General features: G+C 63.9%; 13 protein-coding genes. 8 read left to right on the top strand and 5 right to left on the bottom strand.

Features of this window, described 5'->3' with window-relative positions; all coding sequences use genetic code 11:
- Positions 1–59: 59 nt before the first annotated feature.
- The 4 genes from JOF57_RS04245 to JOF57_RS04230 all read right to left on the bottom strand — a co-directional run bounded on the left by JOF57_RS04245 (position 60) and on the right by JOF57_RS04230 (position 3,595).
- Complete coding sequence (locus JOF57_RS04245) at positions 60–1,046, bottom strand: LacI family DNA-binding transcriptional regulator (protein WP_209913923.1); 987 nt, start codon at positions 1,044–1,046, stop codon at positions 60–62.
- The gene (locus JOF57_RS04240; protein WP_234937706.1) at positions 1,043–2,389 is read right to left on the bottom strand and encodes an MFS transporter; all 1,347 of its coding nucleotides are present in this window, start codon (positions 2,387–2,389) and stop codon (positions 1,043–1,045) included. Before JOF57_RS04240 ends, JOF57_RS04245 begins: the two co-directional genes overlap by 4 nt.
- An 82-nt stretch (positions 2,390–2,471) precedes the next feature.
- A complete protein-coding gene (gene ahpD / locus JOF57_RS04235) occupies positions 2,472–3,005 on the bottom strand; it encodes an alkyl hydroperoxide reductase AhpD (protein ID WP_209913920.1) in 534 nt (177 codons plus the stop codon).
- 2 nt (positions 3,006–3,007) lie between these two features.
- Positions 3,008–3,595: a peroxiredoxin gene (locus JOF57_RS04230; RefSeq protein ID WP_209913918.1), complete on the bottom strand. Its 588-nt coding sequence runs from the start codon at positions 3,593–3,595 to the stop codon at positions 3,008–3,010.
- A gap of 245 nt (positions 3,596–3,840) precedes the next feature.
- On the opposite strand from JOF57_RS04230, the gene JOF57_RS04225 reads away from it, so the two are divergent.
- From JOF57_RS04225 to JOF57_RS04205, 5 genes are all read left to right on the top strand, one after another.
- The gene (locus JOF57_RS04225; protein WP_209913916.1) at positions 3,841–5,274 is read left to right on the top strand and encodes a neutral zinc metallopeptidase; all 1,434 of its coding nucleotides are present in this window, start codon (positions 3,841–3,843) and stop codon (positions 5,272–5,274) included.
- On the top strand, positions 5,271–5,804 hold the full coding sequence (locus JOF57_RS04220; protein ID WP_307869956.1) for a DUF4333 domain-containing protein: 534 nt from the start codon (positions 5,271–5,273) through the stop codon (positions 5,802–5,804). The genes JOF57_RS04225 and JOF57_RS04220 overlap by 4 nt, the downstream gene beginning before the upstream one ends.
- A gap of 92 nt (positions 5,805–5,896) precedes the next feature.
- Positions 5,897–7,729 carry a fatty acyl-AMP ligase gene (locus tag JOF57_RS04215; RefSeq protein WP_209913914.1) on the top strand — a complete coding sequence of 611 codons (1,833 nt, stop codon included), beginning with the start codon at positions 5,897–5,899 and terminating at the stop codon, positions 7,727–7,729.
- 536 nt (positions 7,730–8,265) lie between these two features.
- Positions 8,266–9,543, top strand: coding sequence for a hypothetical protein (locus JOF57_RS04210; protein WP_209913912.1), 1,278 nt, complete (start codon positions 8,266–8,268; stop codon positions 9,541–9,543).
- 119 nt (positions 9,544–9,662) lie between these two features.
- Positions 9,663–9,992, top strand: a complete 330-nt coding sequence (locus JOF57_RS04205) for a hypothetical protein (RefSeq protein WP_209913910.1) — start codon at positions 9,663–9,665, stop codon at positions 9,990–9,992.
- A 552-nt stretch (positions 9,993–10,544) separates the two neighbouring features.
- On the opposite strand, the gene JOF57_RS04200 is transcribed toward JOF57_RS04205, so the two are convergent.
- Positions 10,545–11,291, bottom strand: a complete 747-nt coding sequence (locus tag JOF57_RS04200) for an 8-oxoguanine DNA glycosylase OGG fold protein (RefSeq protein ID WP_209913908.1) — start codon at positions 11,289–11,291, stop codon at positions 10,545–10,547.
- 125 nt (positions 11,292–11,416) lie between these two features.
- Here JOF57_RS04200 and JOF57_RS04195 point away from each other — a divergent pair, with 125 nt between their 5' ends.
- The 3 genes from JOF57_RS04195 to JOF57_RS04185 are packed head-to-tail and all read left to right on the top strand — an operon-like array spanning position 11,417 to position 15,212.
- The gene (locus tag JOF57_RS04195) at positions 11,417–12,874 is read left to right on the top strand and encodes a type I restriction-modification system subunit M (RefSeq protein ID WP_209913906.1); all 1,458 of its coding nucleotides are present in this window, start codon (positions 11,417–11,419) and stop codon (positions 12,872–12,874) included.
- Positions 12,871–13,989, top strand: coding sequence for a restriction endonuclease subunit S (locus tag JOF57_RS04190; protein ID WP_209913904.1), 1,119 nt, complete (start codon positions 12,871–12,873; stop codon positions 13,987–13,989). The genes JOF57_RS04195 and JOF57_RS04190 overlap by 4 nt, the downstream gene beginning before the upstream one ends.
- Positions 13,989–15,212, top strand: a complete 1,224-nt coding sequence (locus JOF57_RS04185; RefSeq protein WP_209913902.1) for an exonuclease domain-containing protein — start codon at positions 13,989–13,991, stop codon at positions 15,210–15,212. The genes JOF57_RS04190 and JOF57_RS04185 overlap by 1 nt, the downstream gene beginning before the upstream one ends.
- Positions 15,213–15,226: the final 14 nt, after the last annotated feature.

Genomic DNA, 15,226 nt, shown 5'->3' with positions numbered 1-15,226 from the left:
GCCGGGGCAACCACCGGACAAGGCCCCTACGGTTACGGCCTGCCGTTCACATGTAACGCTCAGGTGCTGTCCCGCACGATGAGCCCGGCCGGGTCACTGACCTCGACATCGGCGGGCGTGGGATATCCGAGTTCAGCCATCATGGCTGGCACTGCGGCATCGACGATCGTCTTGGCGTCGAACACGACCGACGTCAACGGCGGAGAACTCACCGCGCCCAGCGGTATCGCGTCGACCCCCATGACCGCGAGGTCCTCAGGGCAGCGCAGCCCGGCCCGGCGCATCCCGTGTAACACCACGAACGCGGTCTCGTCGCTTTGGGCGCAGACGGCCGTCACGCCTGCCGACACCCATTTCGAGACAACGGTGGCCGCATCGGACCCATCGGTGGCCACGCTATCGACCTCGATCTCGGGCAGGCCGTGCTCGCCGGCAGCCACCCGAAGACCCGACATCCAGTAGTCGCCGAGCGGCCGCAGCACCTCAGCACCGGAATAGGCGAACGCCAGGCGGGTGTGGCCGCGCGACATGAGATGTTCCACCCGCATCGCTCCGACGGTCAGATGCAGCGATCCGAGCGCGCGCAGCTTCTCGCTGCCCAGGTAGATCTGCGGGATCTTCGCCGCCGCGACCGCCGCGGCAGCAGCACCGGTGAGCGGGAACACGCCGGCGACAGCCACCGGGTTGAAGTTCGCCACCGCGTCGACGATGTTCTGGCCGTCGTCCGTCTCCAGCTGCATCGACAGCACGATGCCGTGCCGGCCCAGCGCGGTGGTGAGGCGACTGCCGACCTCCAGAGGCAGTTCGCCGAGGTCGGTCCGCGGCACGATGTAGAGCACCACCCCGCTGCCGCCGACGGCGAGGTTGCGGGCCGCGAGGTTGGGCCGGTAGCCCAGATCGGCCGCAGCCTTGCGCACCGCGGCCTGAGTCTGCTCCGAGATACGTTGTCCTTCAACATTGTTGAGGACATAGCTGACGGTCGCCGTCGAGACGTTGGCCAGCTTGGCAACGTCGGCCTTCGTCGGGCGCCCTCTCGTCGTGCTCACGGTGTCATCGTGGCACGTTGCTGACCCGTCGGGTCGTCCACGCCACACATTGGTTGCCCCGCACTCTCACGCAACGTCCACACGGTGACCACCGAGACGATGCCCGCGGCAACCAGGTACAGGGCGGGCGCCAGGTTGTTGCCGGTCGCGGCGGTGAGCCAGGTGACCACATACGGGGTGGTCCCGCCGAATAACGCCACCGCGATGTTGTAACCGATCGAGAAGCCGCTGTAGCGGACCCGGGTGGCGAACAGTTCCACACCGGCCGTCACTGCCGTTGCGACGTACACCGATTCGATGGCGGCCAGCAGGCAGTGTCCGACGATCGCCGCCGTCACCGAGCCCGAATTCATCAGCAGAAAAAGTGGATACGCCAGCACGACGAAGCCCACAGATCCCGCCAGCAGCAACGGTTTGCGCCCGATCCGGTCCGACAATGCGGCCAACGGCAGGATCAGGATCAGCGCCACCAGGCTGGCCAGGCTGATCGAGACGAACGCCTGGGTCTTGCTGAAATGCAGGGCCTTGATGAAGTAGGTCGGCAGGAAGGTGAAGACGACGTAGTAGCCGACGTTGAACACGATGAACATTCCGATGACCTGCAGGATCGCCCGCCGCGCTGTGCCCACCGCTTCGCGCAACGGCGAGGTGGACACCCGATCCGCCTCATCCAGCTTGGCGAACTCAGGGGTGTCATCGAGTCGCAGCCGAATATAGAGGCCGACCAGACCGAGTGGTGCGGCCACCAGGAACGGGATGCGCCAGCCGTAGCTCTCCATCGCCACCGACGGCAGATATGCCTGCAGCAGCGTGACGGTGACCGAGCCCAGCAGGAAACCCAGCACCCCCGACCACGCGATGAACGTGACGGTGAACCCGCGCCGTCGCGTACTCGCGTACTCGGCGAGATAGACTGCGCCACCGCCATATTCGCCGCCGGCCGAGAATCCCTGCAGACAGCGCAGCAGGAGTAGGAGCAGCGGCGCCGCCACACCGATGGTGGCGTAGGTGGGCAGCAGGCCGATGCCCAGCGTGGCGGCCGACATCAGCAGGATCACCACGGCGAGCACCCGCTGACGCCCCAATCGGTCACCCAGCGGGCCGAACACGAACCCGCCGAGCGGACGCATGAAGAATGCGGCGGCGAAGATGGCGAAAGTGTTGAGCAGCGCGGCTGTTTCGTTTCCGGCCGGGAAGAAGTTGCCGGCGATGTAGATCGCCAGGAAGCCGTAGATGGCGAAGTCGAACCACTCGACCGCGTTGCCGATGGACGCACCGATGATCGCCTTGCGCACGGTGGCATCGATATTGGGGCCGCGGGCACTTCTCTTTGATGCCGTCAACAGAAAACTCGCCTCCCGGATTTCGAGAGGCGAGTTTATCTGTTCGGTTGTGCGCGTCAGCCTGTTTGTTCAGGCTTCGGCATCAGACTCCGGCAAGCGCTTCCACGGTGAGCAATGCCTGAGCCACCCCGGCGACGATCGACGCCAACCGGATGGCTTCGAAGATCGCCGTGCGGGACACGTCGGCGTCGCGCAGCACCGTCTCGTGCGCGGACAGGCAGTGCGAGCAGCCGTTGATCGCCGAGACTGCCAGCGACCACAGCTCGAAGTCCGCCTTCGGCACACCCGGGTTGGCGATGATGTTCATCCGCAGCCCGGCCCGCAGGTCGTCGTAACGGCCGTCGAGCTGACCCTTGGTGCGGTAGAACACATTGTTCATGCCCATGATCGAGGCGGCGCCGAGGGCGGCGTGGTACGCCTCCTCGCTCAGCACGTCGAGGGCGTCCGCGGAGATCTCCTTCAGCAGCTGCTGCGATTTGGTGGCTGCCGCCGTAGCGACCAGCGCGCCCCACAGTTGCTGCTCGTTGAGCTCCGTGGACTTCACAATGCTGCCGAAGTTGAGCTTGAGATCCTTCGCGTACTCCGGCAGCGCATCCTTGATGCTGTCGATGCCCATGACTAGACCGCCTCGGACAGCAACTCACCGGCGTTCAGCGTCGGGTCGCCCTTCTTCCAGTTGCAGGCACACAGCTCGTCGGACTGCAGTGCGTCGAGCACCCGCAGCACCTCATCGACGTTGCGCCCCACCGAACCGGCCGTCACGGAGACGAACTGGATCTCGTTGTTGGGGTCGACGATGAACGTGGCCCGGTCGGCGACACCGTCAGCGTTGAGCACGCCGGCCGCAGCGGTGAGTTCCCGCTTGAGGTCGGAGACCATCGGGAAAGGCAGCGTCTTCAGGTCCTCGTGCTGTGCGCGCCACTGGAAGTGGACGAACTCGTTGTCCACCGAAACGCCGATCACCTTGGCGTCGCGATCCTCGAAGTCCTCGTTGAGCTTGCCGAACGCGGCGATCTCGGTGGGGCACACGAAGGTGAAGTCCTTGGGCCAGAAGAAGATGATCCGCCACTTGCCGTCGTCATCCTTGTTGGTGACGCGGGTGAAATAGTCGTCGGGCTGCTTGGCATCGACCTTGGACAGATCTCCGCCAACCACGGCCGTCAGGTCGTATTCCGGGAACTGAGAGCCAATCGACAAGAGTGCCATTTGCAACCTATCCAATCTCGCGTGATTTTCTGGAATGATTCCAGATTTACAACACAAGTCTGGCCTTCGCCGTTGGTTATATCAACTTGCCCGGCCGTGATTGTGCACACAACGCCATCGGTGTGAGGCGGGCCTCACGTCCCCGGCCGGCCGGCCGGGTCGGTCCACGTCAGCGACGGCCCGCGCCGAATGTCGTCACCAACAGGTAGAACTGGCTGAGGTGAATCGCGTGGAAGGCGGATCAGTTGGCGAGGCTTCGCTGGTGGCTCGGTCTGGCCTGTTGTGCGGCACTGCTGGCCGGGTGCGGGAACGCCACCGTGATCGGGGGCAGGCCGACCTCGATGCTGTTCCTACCCGACCGGGTGGGCGGCCTGCCGGTGACCGACGGCCACAGCGGCACCCGGCCCGAGGCGCCCGCGCCGACCCGCCGGGCCGAGCACACCGACGGCGGGCAGATCGATGATCTGGCCCTGCTGGCCGTCGACGACATCGAGGACTTCTGGTCGCAGAACTACAGCGGCGGCTCACTGCCGGGAACCTTCACCCCCGTCTCCCGGCTGGTGTCCTACAACTCCGATGCCTCCCCCGGGCTCGAGATCTGCGGCGAAAGCACGGTCGGGCTGACCAATGCCTTCTACTGCCTCAAGAGCGACGTGATGGCGTGGGATCGCGGCGTCGCGATTCCGGTGGCAGCGCAGTACTTCGGCCAGATGGGCGTGGTCGGGGTGATGGCCCACGAATACGGCCATGCCGTCCAGCAACAGGCACGGCTGATCAACGAGGGCACGCCCGTGCTGGTGGCCGAGCAGCAGGCCGATTGCCTGGCCGGGGTCTACCTGCGCTGGGTGGCCGCCGGAAAATCGCCGCGCTTCGAACTGAGCACCGGCGACGGGCTCAACCACGTCCTGGCCGGGCTGATCTACATCCGCGATCCCCTGATGACCCGGATCGACGCCACGCTCACCGGAAACGAGCACGGGTCCGCGCTCGATCGGGTCAGCGCCTTCCAGATCGGCTTCAGCGGCAACGTCGATCAGTGCGCGGCAATGGACTCCGACGAGATCACCAAGCGCCGCGGTGATCTGCCCAAATTCCTCGACTTCTTCGGCGGCCCGCAGACCGCCAACAGCACGATCACCGCGAATCTGTTGGACCAGACCATGCAGTCGCTGCGACAGGTCTACGCACCCACCAACCCACCCACATTGAGTACCGAGCCGAGCGCGTGCCCCGATGCTGGACCGTCACCGCCGGCGTCCTACTGCCCGGCCACCAACACCATCGTGGTCGACCTGGACGGACTGAAAGCCCTGGGAGAAGCCAGAAGCGAAAACGACGAACAGGAGCTCCTACAGGGTGACAACTCGGCGATCTCCGTCCTGACATCGCGATACGCCATGGCGGTACAGCACGAGAAGGGCCTGACGCTCGATACCCCCGTGGCCGCGATGCGCACCGGCTGCCTGACCGGCGTGGGTCAGGCCAGGATGGCCGAGCCCGGTCTGCCGATCACGCTGTCAGCCGGTGACACCGACGAGGCGATCAGCAGCCTGCTCACCAACGGGCTGGCCGCCAGCGACGTCAACGGCAGGGTGCTGCCGGCGGGGTTCACCCGCATCCTGGCCTACCGGTCCGGGCTGCAGGGCGATGACGCGCAGTGCTACCAGAGGTTCCCGTGAGCGGTCCCGAACAGCCCTGGTGGGCGCGGCCGGGCGGCGCACCCCTGCCGGGCGGCACACCGCCACGGGGCGCTCACCCGCCCCGGCCGGCGTGGACGCCCCCGCCCGCCCGACAGCCGTCGCCGCAGCACCATGCGCGGCCCGCAACACCGCCGTCGCCAACACCGCCGTCGCCGCAGCCACCCAACCCCCGACATTCCGACCGACGTCTGTTCATCGGTGCGGCGATCGCCGTCGTGACAGCCGCGGTGATCGGCGCCGGGCTCTGGGCCTGGAGCCGCGCGGACACCAACGGCACCCGGCTCGACGTCCGCCAGGCCGAGGCGGGGGTGGCTCAGATCCTGTCCGATCCGATCAACGGGTACGGGGCCAACCGCGTCGTCGCGATTGCATGCAATAACGGCCGGAATCCGGTCGTGCGGGCCGGCGCGACGTTCACGTGCGCGGTTGAGATCAACGACACACTGCGCCGGGTGATCGTGGAATTTGTCGACAATAACGGGACTTATGCCGTGGACGGGCCCCGATAAAGAGATGCACGCCACAATTTCCACAGCTCGTGACAACCCACACCCGACCGCGCTGCCATGCATTATTAGAGCAACTATTAGTCTTAGCGGCTATGGGTCGGGATCCCTTCGCAACCAGTGCTGTTGACACGTCGACGTCGAACATCGAGAACTATGTCCGCGACGACGGCACGATTGTCGTGCCCGACGGCGTCACGCTGACGTCGTTTCTGGACCGCAATCGATGCATCTACGGGGACGAACCGTCCTACCGATTCCTCGACTACTCGAGCGACCCGGACGGCCGCGCCGTCGAGCTCAGCTGGAACGCCCTGTGGTCGCAGGTGTGCGCTGTCGGCGCCCGACTGCAACAGGTCACCCAACCTCGCGACCGGGTGGCGATCCTGGCCCCGCAGGGTGTCGAATACGTGGCGGCCTTCTTCGCCGCGGTGCACGCCGGCAATGTCGCCGTCCCGCTGTTCGCACCGGCTCTGGCCGGTCACAGCGAGCGCCTGGCCGCGGTGCTGGCCGACGCCAAGCCGACGGTCGTGCTCACCACGACCACCGCGGCCGAATCGGTCCGCACCTTCATCAAGACGCTGCCCGCGGCCGAGCGTCCCCGTGTGATCGCCATCGACGCCGTCCCGGACACGCTGGCCGAGATGTACGTCAGCCCCGAAGTCGGCACCGACGACATCGCCTATCTGCAGTACACATCCGGGTCGACCCGCACGCCGGCCGGGGTGGAGATCACCCACCGCAATGTGTGCACCAACGTCATCCAGATGATCCTGGCCGGCGACCTCGACACCGACACCCGCAGTGTCAGCTGGCTGCCGCTCTACCACGACATGGGTCTGATCATGGTCATGTTCCCGGCGCTGTGCGGTGGCCAACTCAGCCTGATGGACCCGATGGCGTTCGTCCGCCGCCCGCATCGCTGGATCAAGCGGCTGGCCGAAGAGTCCGCCCACGGGCGCACCTTCGCCGCCGCCCCGAACTTCGCCTTCGAGCTGGCTGCCGAGCGTGGCCTGCCGCCCGAGGGTGAGGCGCTGGACCTCAGCAATGTGGTCACGCTGCTCAACGGGTCCGAGCCGGTCACCATGGCCGCCGTCGAAAAGTTCACCTCGGCGTTCGCCCCGTACGGTCTGCCCGCCACCGCGATCAAGCCGTCCTACGGCATGGCCGAGGCCACGCTGTCGGTGGCCAGCATCGCGCCGAGCGCCGCGGCCAGCGCGGTATACCTGGACCGCGACCAGCTCAGTGCCGGCCGCGCGGTGACCGTCGCCCCCACCGAAGAGGGCGCCGTGGCACATGTGTCCTGCGGGCAGCCGATTCCAAACCAGTGGGCAGTGATCGCCGGCCCCGACGGCGACGAGTTGGCCGACCGCACCGTCGGCGAGATCTGGCTGCACGGCAACAATGTCGGCCAGGGCTACTTCGGTCGCGCCGAGGAAAGCGAGCGGGTGTTCAGCAACAAGCTGCAGACCCGGCTCGGGACCGGTAGCCACGCCGCCGAGGTGCCCGACAACGGCCATTGGCTGGCCACCGGCGACCTCGGCGTCTACATCGACGGCGAGCTGTACCTCACCGGCCGGATCAAGGACATGATCCTGATCGACGGACGCAACCACTACCCCCACGACATTGAGACCACCGTCAGCGCGGCATCGCCCGCGGTGCGCTCGGGCTATGTCGCGGCGTTCTCGGTGAACGGCGACCGCGGCGAGGAACTGGTGATCGTCTCCGAGCGGGCAGCCGGGGCCGGACGCGCCGAGCCCGGCCCTATCGTCGATGCGATCCGCGCTGCGGTGTCACGCCACCACCAGATCCGGGTCGCCGATGTACGGATGGTCGCCGCCGGCGTCATCCCCCGGACTACGAGCGGCAAGCTCGCCCGAAATGCCTGTCGCGTCGAGTATTTGAACGGCAAGTTCGACAAGTAGTACTTAGAGCGCCTGCACTCCTACGTGCGTCAAGCTCAGCCGGACACAACGGTCCATCATTACCTTTGGCGACCGTGTTGCGATCAGCCATGGTTGGCGCAACCCTGCCAACTGCGATACCGAACCAGATTCTGTACTGCACATCGCCGTATGACCTGCGCTGCAACCGCTAAAATCGTCGAAACAGCGTGCTAGGGGGGGCCGGTGTCAGATCCACTACAGTTCAGCATCGAGGGACTCGGTTCGGCGTCGGCCGGGCTCAGCGAAAACGCAGACCAGGCAATTAGCGCCACCCGTACGACGGGCTCAAAGACTGGCAAACCATCGAGCGAAGGCATCACCGACGCTGCGACGGCAGTCGCTGCGTTCGGCCGAGCGTTCCAGAGCCGCATCCAGAGTCATGCCCAGTCGGCGCAAGCAGCGGCAGGCAGCTACTCCCATACGGACGACAGTGCGTCCGACGCCATCACAAGGACAGTATGAGCGCCAGATTCACGCACGCCGACCTTCGCAGACCACCTGGGTCCCCACCGAGGGTGGCAGCGCCAACCCGATTGCCCACCAGGACAGATATCGACCAGTGGACCGAGGCGATCAGCGACCTGACCACGGCCAGCGCAGACTACCGACGATGCGCGAGCAGCCTCGAAACCATCGCCGATGCACATTGCCAGATGCTCTCCTCGCCGGGTGGCACCGACTGGACCGGCGACGGCGGGGACGCAGCACGAGAAGCAGCGTACCGAGATCGCGGAATTGTGTGGCAGGCTACCGACCACCTCCGGAACAACCTAGCGAGAGTCGCCGACCAAGGCGCACAAGACATCAACGCCGCCCGGAACCGCGTACAGGAGGCAATCGACCTAGCCGAGCAAGACGGTTTCACAGTCGGCGACGATCTCTCAGTGTCCGACACTGACACCTACACAACGATGGCGGAGTACACCACCAGACAGACCAAAGCCGCCGAGCACAGCCAAGATATCGCCAGACAGGCTTCTGGACTCGTCGACGAGGACGCTCACGCCGGACAGAAACTCAGCGTGGAAGCTGCGGCGCTCGACGCTGTAGCGCCGGCGAGTTGGGGCGCCGGAGGAATACCCACCGATGGATCCACGCCGGGATTCAACCCAGTCGATCACGAGGTTGGTGATCCACAAACTGAGCCCCCACACCCAGTGCAGCAGGGTGCACCGCCGAACCGGTTCGTTGGCGATTCACGTTTTGGGCATTGGTCGCCCGTCCCCCTGACTCATGACGGGAGTTCGCCACCGCTGAAATCGGAGTATCGACCCCTGGACGTTTCTGATGATCCGACAAAGCTAGCCGGCACAACCGGTATGTATACACCGGGAAAGAACTGGATCCAGGATTCCTCTGCGCCGTATGCCCAGTACAAAGAGGAATACCGCTTTCGCATCGCTGGCCAAGAAGCTACAACCCACACACGGATGGTCAATGACAACGGAACCTGGAGGCAGGAACGCTGGGTTCAGAATGTATATGAATATCAGCAGAACAAACAGTTTGTAGCCGGTGGGGATGTAAGAGTCAAAGGCAAAGACGGCAGCTTAGGCGGTCTTCCACCTGTCACACTATATGACAATGATTGGAAGCGGATTGCACCGCAAGAAATCGTATCCCTTTCCGCTAACAATTCTGCCGTCAAGTACTATCTGCCCGATGGGTGCGGAGGGCAGTTCACTATCGAGAAGGGCGTTCCGGTGGGAGGCTACAGCGGAATGCCACCAGTATCTCTGACACCAACGCCCGGATCAGGGGAAGTCCCACCGATCATGCAGCGGCCCCGTTGATGGCCCGACGTTGGTGGTGGATCGCCGGCGGAATTGGCATTGTTGCGACGGTCCTATTTGCTGCGAGTGCATTAATACTGCGCGATCGCCCAGTCTCGGACTGTGCCGTTGCACGGTCGATGATCGCCTTCAACAAGCAGTTTGACCAGGACGTCAACTCCCGAACGGGCGCGGACGACGAAATCACCGACGCTGATTACTCCAAATGGGCAACACAACTGCAAGGGTTCGCCGATCAGATCCAGGATGACCCGGGTCTAGTCGAGCATGCCGACAAGATGGCCGATTTAGCGGACCAGACAGCCAAGTTAGCGCCGCGGATTCGAGCCGATTTGTCTGCGATGCCTCGGCAGGCCACGGCGCCCCCACCATCGGCTCGCGAATATTCACGTATCGCGAAGGAATTCAACGACAATCTAATCGCACTTGACAGCGCGTGCCCAAGCTAGCGTGAATCCACCCGTCCCTCATCGTCGTCGTCAGTCCAGTAAGCCCACTCTGGGAGTGGCGTGGGCGGAATAACCCACCGAGTCTGCAATGAACCGTCAGGTTCTTGACGAATTTTCACCTTAGGGCTCCGGCGGACGTAGGTGATCGCAAGAACCGCGATCCCGATGACAATGAAGGCCACCAGCGCGGACTTGAGAACTGTCAGCCACACGTGAATTCTCCGACGTGAATTGACTCATCGGATATTGGTGAACAAATCAACATTACGTAACCCTACCTGCTCCGCACTAGCGAGAAAATGCGTCGATCCTGCTCGTCGGCAAGCCTCTCGACGCGACTCCGCGGCATGGTTGGCGTGATTGGCCGCGCCGAGCGCGACGTGCACCCGCATGGGAGGCTTCTCTGGTGTATCTGCGTAATCGCGTCGATTGCCGCAACCGCGGGCGTCCGGCTAGTGTGCTGGCGAGCCGGACCACCTCACGATCGCCACGGTTATCGCGGACAGCAACGAGCCGCTCGTGAGGTCCCCATGTGTGATCACCGAACCTGGGCTACACCCGTTTCCCGTTGTGGTCGAACATGATCCATTCCAGCCGGTCGGCAGTCATCGGCTGCGGTAGCTGCTCGGCCCACCAATGCAGCGCGGTCAGGTAGGCGATGTAGCGGCTCGGATCGTGGCGCACCCCGGCCAACTGATTCAGCCACACATCGAGCGTGGTGTTCAGGGTGGACCGCACCCGGCTGTCCAGGATCAGTGGCTGCCAGCTGCGGCCGACGGTGACACCGGCGAAGGCGAACCATTTGGTGAAGAAGGCCTCCCCAACGCCGGCCAGCTCGAACCCCTGATAGGCGTCGGCGACCATCAGGTCGGTGATGTCCGCGGCCTTGCGGAGCATGACCGCGGACTCGCGCAGCGTCGCCGCCGCAGCCGCGCGGTTCTGCAGCGCCTTGCCGGTGTTGCGCAGCGAGCGACTGTTGCTGGTCCCCGATCCCCACGCCATGACCAGGACGAAGGCAGCCAACACCGCGTCGTCATCGGCGAGGTCCACTGACGAGCAGACGGCGGTCACCGCGTCGCGGGTGACCATCCGGTCCCCGAGGTCGCAGTAGTGCGCGCTTGAGGGTTCGGTAGTGACGGCCGGGTCGGACAGCAGCCGTGTCGGGCGCCCGGAGGTCCCGGCTAGCGCCGCCTCCCAGGAGGGCAGCCGGAACCGCACCGCCGACGGATTCTTGCCCTCGTAGCGCTCGACCAGGGCGGGCAGGGTCGCGGGCAGGGCGAAACGATCCTCGACGCTCATGCGCGCACGTTCTCACACACCCCCGACACCTCCGTGGCGACACCCCGTCGCAATATCGCCCCACTTGTCGGCGGGGTCCTATATACAGTTCGGTTCGGTTCTTTTCGGCAGCAAGGGGCAGTGCAGTGATCACGGGTGAGTTGAAGAGCAAGGTCGACCGGGTTTGGGACGCGTTCTGGTCCGGCGGTATATCCAATCCCCTGGAGGTGATCGAGCAGATCACCTACCTGCTGTTCATCCGGCGACTTGATGACCTGGAAATCCTCGCCGAGAAGAAGGCCCGGGTGACCGGCAAGTCCGAAGGGCTGCGGTTCGGACCGGATCAGCAGGGGCTGCGGTGGTCGCAGTTCAAGAACGCCGAGCCGGCGGTGATGTTCACGACGGTCGCCGACAAGGTGTTCCCGTTCCTGCGTGAGCTGGGCGGCGACGGGTCGACGTACTCCGAGCACATGCGTGACGCCCGATTCACGATCCCGACGGCGGCGCTGCTGTCCAAGGTCGTCGACATGCTCGACGACATCCCGATGGCCGACCGTGACACCAACGGCGACCTGTACGAGTACCTGCTGTCCAAGCTCGCCAGCGCCGGGGTCAACGGGCAGTTCCGCACGCCCCGCCACATCATCGAGCTGATGGTGAAGATGACCGCGCCGCAGCCCAGCGATGAGATCTGCGATCCGGCGAGCGGAACCGCAGGCTTCCTGGTCGCGGCGTCGGAGTATGTGCGCGAACAACATTCATCAGTGCTGACCGATGCAGCGCAGCGGAAGCACTTCCACTCCAGCATGTTCCACGGATACGACTTCGACTCCACCATGTTGCGCATCGGTTCGATGAACATGCTCATGCACGGCATCGAATCCCCCGACATCCGCTACCGGGATTCGCTGTCGGAAGGTGCGTCGGAGGACGCCGAGAAGTACACCCTGATCCTCGCCAATCCCCCGTTCGCCGGGTCACTGGACTACGAAGCGACGTCCAAAGATCTGCAGCGGGTGGTCAAGACCAAGAAGACCGAACTTCTCTTTGTGGCACTGTTTTTGAAGCTTTTGAAGCCTGGTGGGCGGGCAGCTGTGATCGTGCCTGACGGGGTTCTCTTCGGATCCTCCAAGGCGCACAAAGAGTTGCGACGAGTCCTTGTTGAGGATCAGAAGCTCGACGGCGTCGTGAAGCTGCCTTCGGGCGTGTTCCGACCGTATGCCGGGGTGTCGACGGCGATCCTGCTGTTCACCAAGACCAACTCCGGTGGCACCGAGAACGTGTGGTTCTACGACGTTGGGGCTGACGGCTTCTCGTTGGATGACAAGCGGAATCCCGTGGAGGCGAACGATCTGCCGGATGCATTGTCGCGGTGGGCATTACGGTCATCGTCGGAGTTGGATCGTGCTCGCACCGAGCAATCGTTCTGCGTACCCAAGGATGACATCGTCGCACAGGGTTACGACCTGTCGCTGAACCGGTACAAGGAGATCGTCCACGACGAGGTCGAACACCGGCCACCGCTGGAGATCATCGCCGAGATCGAGAAGCTGGAGAGCGAGATTGCCGCCGGGCTCGCCGAGTTGAAGGCGATGCTGTCGTGAGTCACGTCATGCTGCAGACGGTCGCGGATATCCGAGCAGGAGGAAAACTCGGCCTCAGCGGCAAAGACTTCGTGGACAAGGGAGTTCCGGCATTCGGAGCTGGTGGTCTCAACGGGTACGTTTCAGTCGTTGAATACGACAAAACCGCAGTCGTTCTATCATCAATTGGAGCACGGTGTGGGAAGTGTTTCCTTGCTGAAGGTAGGTGGACTTCACTCGCCAACACTCAAGTAATTGCCCCCGCTCTCGACAAAGTCGACCCAAAATTCTTGTGGTACCAGCTCAATGACGAATCACGTTGGCATCGTTCGGGAACCGGCCAACCATTCATCAAGCCCTCGGATATCAAATCGCATCGCATTTGGCTTCCGCCCCTTGGCGAGCAGCTCCGCATCGCCGCGATCCTCGACCACACAGACTCTGTACGCACCCGACGGCTGCAAACGATCACGCTTCTCAACCTCCTAGATCGGTCGATCTTCCACGAGTTATTCGGAGAGTTCTCCGAACCTCGGCTCAGATGGCCGGTCGTGGCGTTTCGGGACATCATCTCGGAAGGCCCACAGAATGGGCTTTATAAGCCCGCCAAAGACTACGGTGCTGGCACACACATTGCGCGAATCGACAGTTATCAGGACGGGTTGCCTATCGATCCTGCACGCCTGAAGCGCGTCCGCGTGTCTGACGCAGAGGTGGAACTGTACGCGTTGCTGGAGGGGGACATCGTGATCAATCGCGTCAACGCCCGCACCCATCTCGGCAAGACGACGATGGTTAGCGGCCTCCCCGAAGCGGCGATATTCGAGTCCAACATGATGCGACTTCGTCTCGATAACCGCCGCGCGCAGTCCGAGTACATCATCGCCGCGTTCGGAACCCCATTTCTAAAGAACCAGATTCAGGCAGCTGCGAAGGACGCCGTGAACCAGTCGAGCATCAACCAGAAGGACGTTACTGGTTTCAGGATCCCGCTTCCGCCAATGGATCTACAATGTCAGTACATCGAGCGTCGCAAGTGTGTTCAGCAACTTCACAGGTTGGGCAAACGGAATACAAGGGACCTAGACGAACTCTTCGCTTCCCTCCAATCTCGCGCATTCCGAGGGGAACTCTGATGTCGTTCGCCGTGATCGATTTTGAGACAACGGGTTTGGTTCCGGAGCGCACGGACCGCGTAGTCGAGGTCGGCGTCGTGTTGACCGACGACCAGGGACGCATCGAGCACGAATGGACGACCCTGCTCAACCCGCATCGCGACATCGGGGCCACCCACATCCACGGCATCCCGGCCGGGGATGTCATGGACGCCCCCGACTTCGGCGACGTCAGCGACTACCTTCTCGAAATGCTGGGCGGCCGTGTGCTTGTCGCCCACAACGCATCCTTCGATATGCGCTTCCTGCACCGCGAACTGCAGTTGGCGCGCTATGAGCTCCCGAGCCGCCCTACCGCACTGTGCTCGATGAAGTGGGCCCGCCGAATGATCGGCGCAGTCAAGCTCTCCCACTGTTGCGACGCGTTGGACATCCCGCTCACCAACGCCCATTCGGCGCTCGGCGACGCGCACGCCACCGCCGAACTGTTGTCCCGCTTGATCGGCAGCTGCGGCATTCACCCAGAGTGGCAAGCCGATCTTGCCCACTGCTCCTCGTACACCTGGCCGGCCTCGTTCGGCCGCGCCGCGCACGCGGTAGCGGTCCATCGCGGGCGGTCAACCGCGGACCCGCATGCGTGGCTGCGGTCCGTCCTTCGTGCAGCGTGGATTCCGGCCTCGCCCGAGGACGAGGCGAGCTACCTGGTCATGCTCGACAACGCGCTGCTGGATCGTTCGATCTCCCGCACCGAGGGCAGGCAACTGCTGGAAACTGCCGAGGCAGCTGGCCTTTCTCGCGGGACGGTGGCCCGGTTGCACCAGGACTACTTGCGTGCCGTTGCCGTCGAGGCACTCGCCGACGGTGTCGTCACCGATTTCGAGCGTGGCGAGCTTGATGCCGTCGCTCTCGCCCTCGGATTCGGCGCACCCTATGTGGACGAGGCACTCGCATGGGCGTCCACCGAGGCTTCCTCCCATCAGGAGGCCAGCACCAGCTTTGCCCTACACCCCGGCGACCGGGTTGTATTCACCGGCGACATGAATCGCAGTCGCGATGAATGGGTTTCAACCATCGCCGGGGCGGGACTGTCATCGGGAGGGGTCACCAAGGCCACCCGGTTACTCGTGGCCGCCGATCCCGATTCGCAGAGCGGCAAGGCCGCCAAGGCACGCCAGTACGGGATTCCGGTAGTGGGCGAGGAAGCGTTCGAGCAGCTGTTTGCGAAATACCAAGCTGCGCAATGAAGACCGTGCGATAC

The sequence above is a fragment of the Mycolicibacterium lutetiense genome (assembly GCF_017876775.1).
Taxonomy (GTDB): domain Bacteria; phylum Actinomycetota; class Actinomycetes; order Mycobacteriales; family Mycobacteriaceae; genus Mycobacterium; species Mycobacterium lutetiense.
The sequence above is the reverse complement of the archived record's forward strand: the minus strand, read 5'-3'. Positions and strand labels throughout refer to the sequence as shown.

Excerpts from the sequence above, each read along its gene's own strand:
- JOF57_RS04185 (WP_209913902.1), top strand. The coding sequence starts at position 13,989 with ATGTCGTTCGCCGTGATCGATTTTGAGACAACGGGTTTGGTTCCGGAG.
- JOF57_RS04215 (WP_209913914.1), top strand. The coding sequence starts at position 5,897 with ATGGGTCGGGATCCCTTCGCAACCAGTGCTGTTGACACGTCGACGTCG.
- JOF57_RS04200 (WP_209913908.1), bottom strand. The coding sequence starts at position 11,291 with ATGAGCGTCGAGGATCGTTTCGCCCTGCCCGCGACCCTGCCCGCCCTG.
- JOF57_RS04230 (WP_209913918.1), bottom strand. The coding sequence starts at position 3,595 with ATGGCACTCTTGTCGATTGGCTCTCAGTTCCCGGAATACGACCTGACG.
- ahpD (WP_209913920.1), bottom strand. The coding sequence starts at position 3,005 with ATGGGCATCGACAGCATCAAGGATGCGCTGCCGGAGTACGCGAAGGAT.
- JOF57_RS04205 (WP_209913910.1), top strand. The coding sequence starts at position 9,663 with ATGATCGCCTTCAACAAGCAGTTTGACCAGGACGTCAACTCCCGAACG.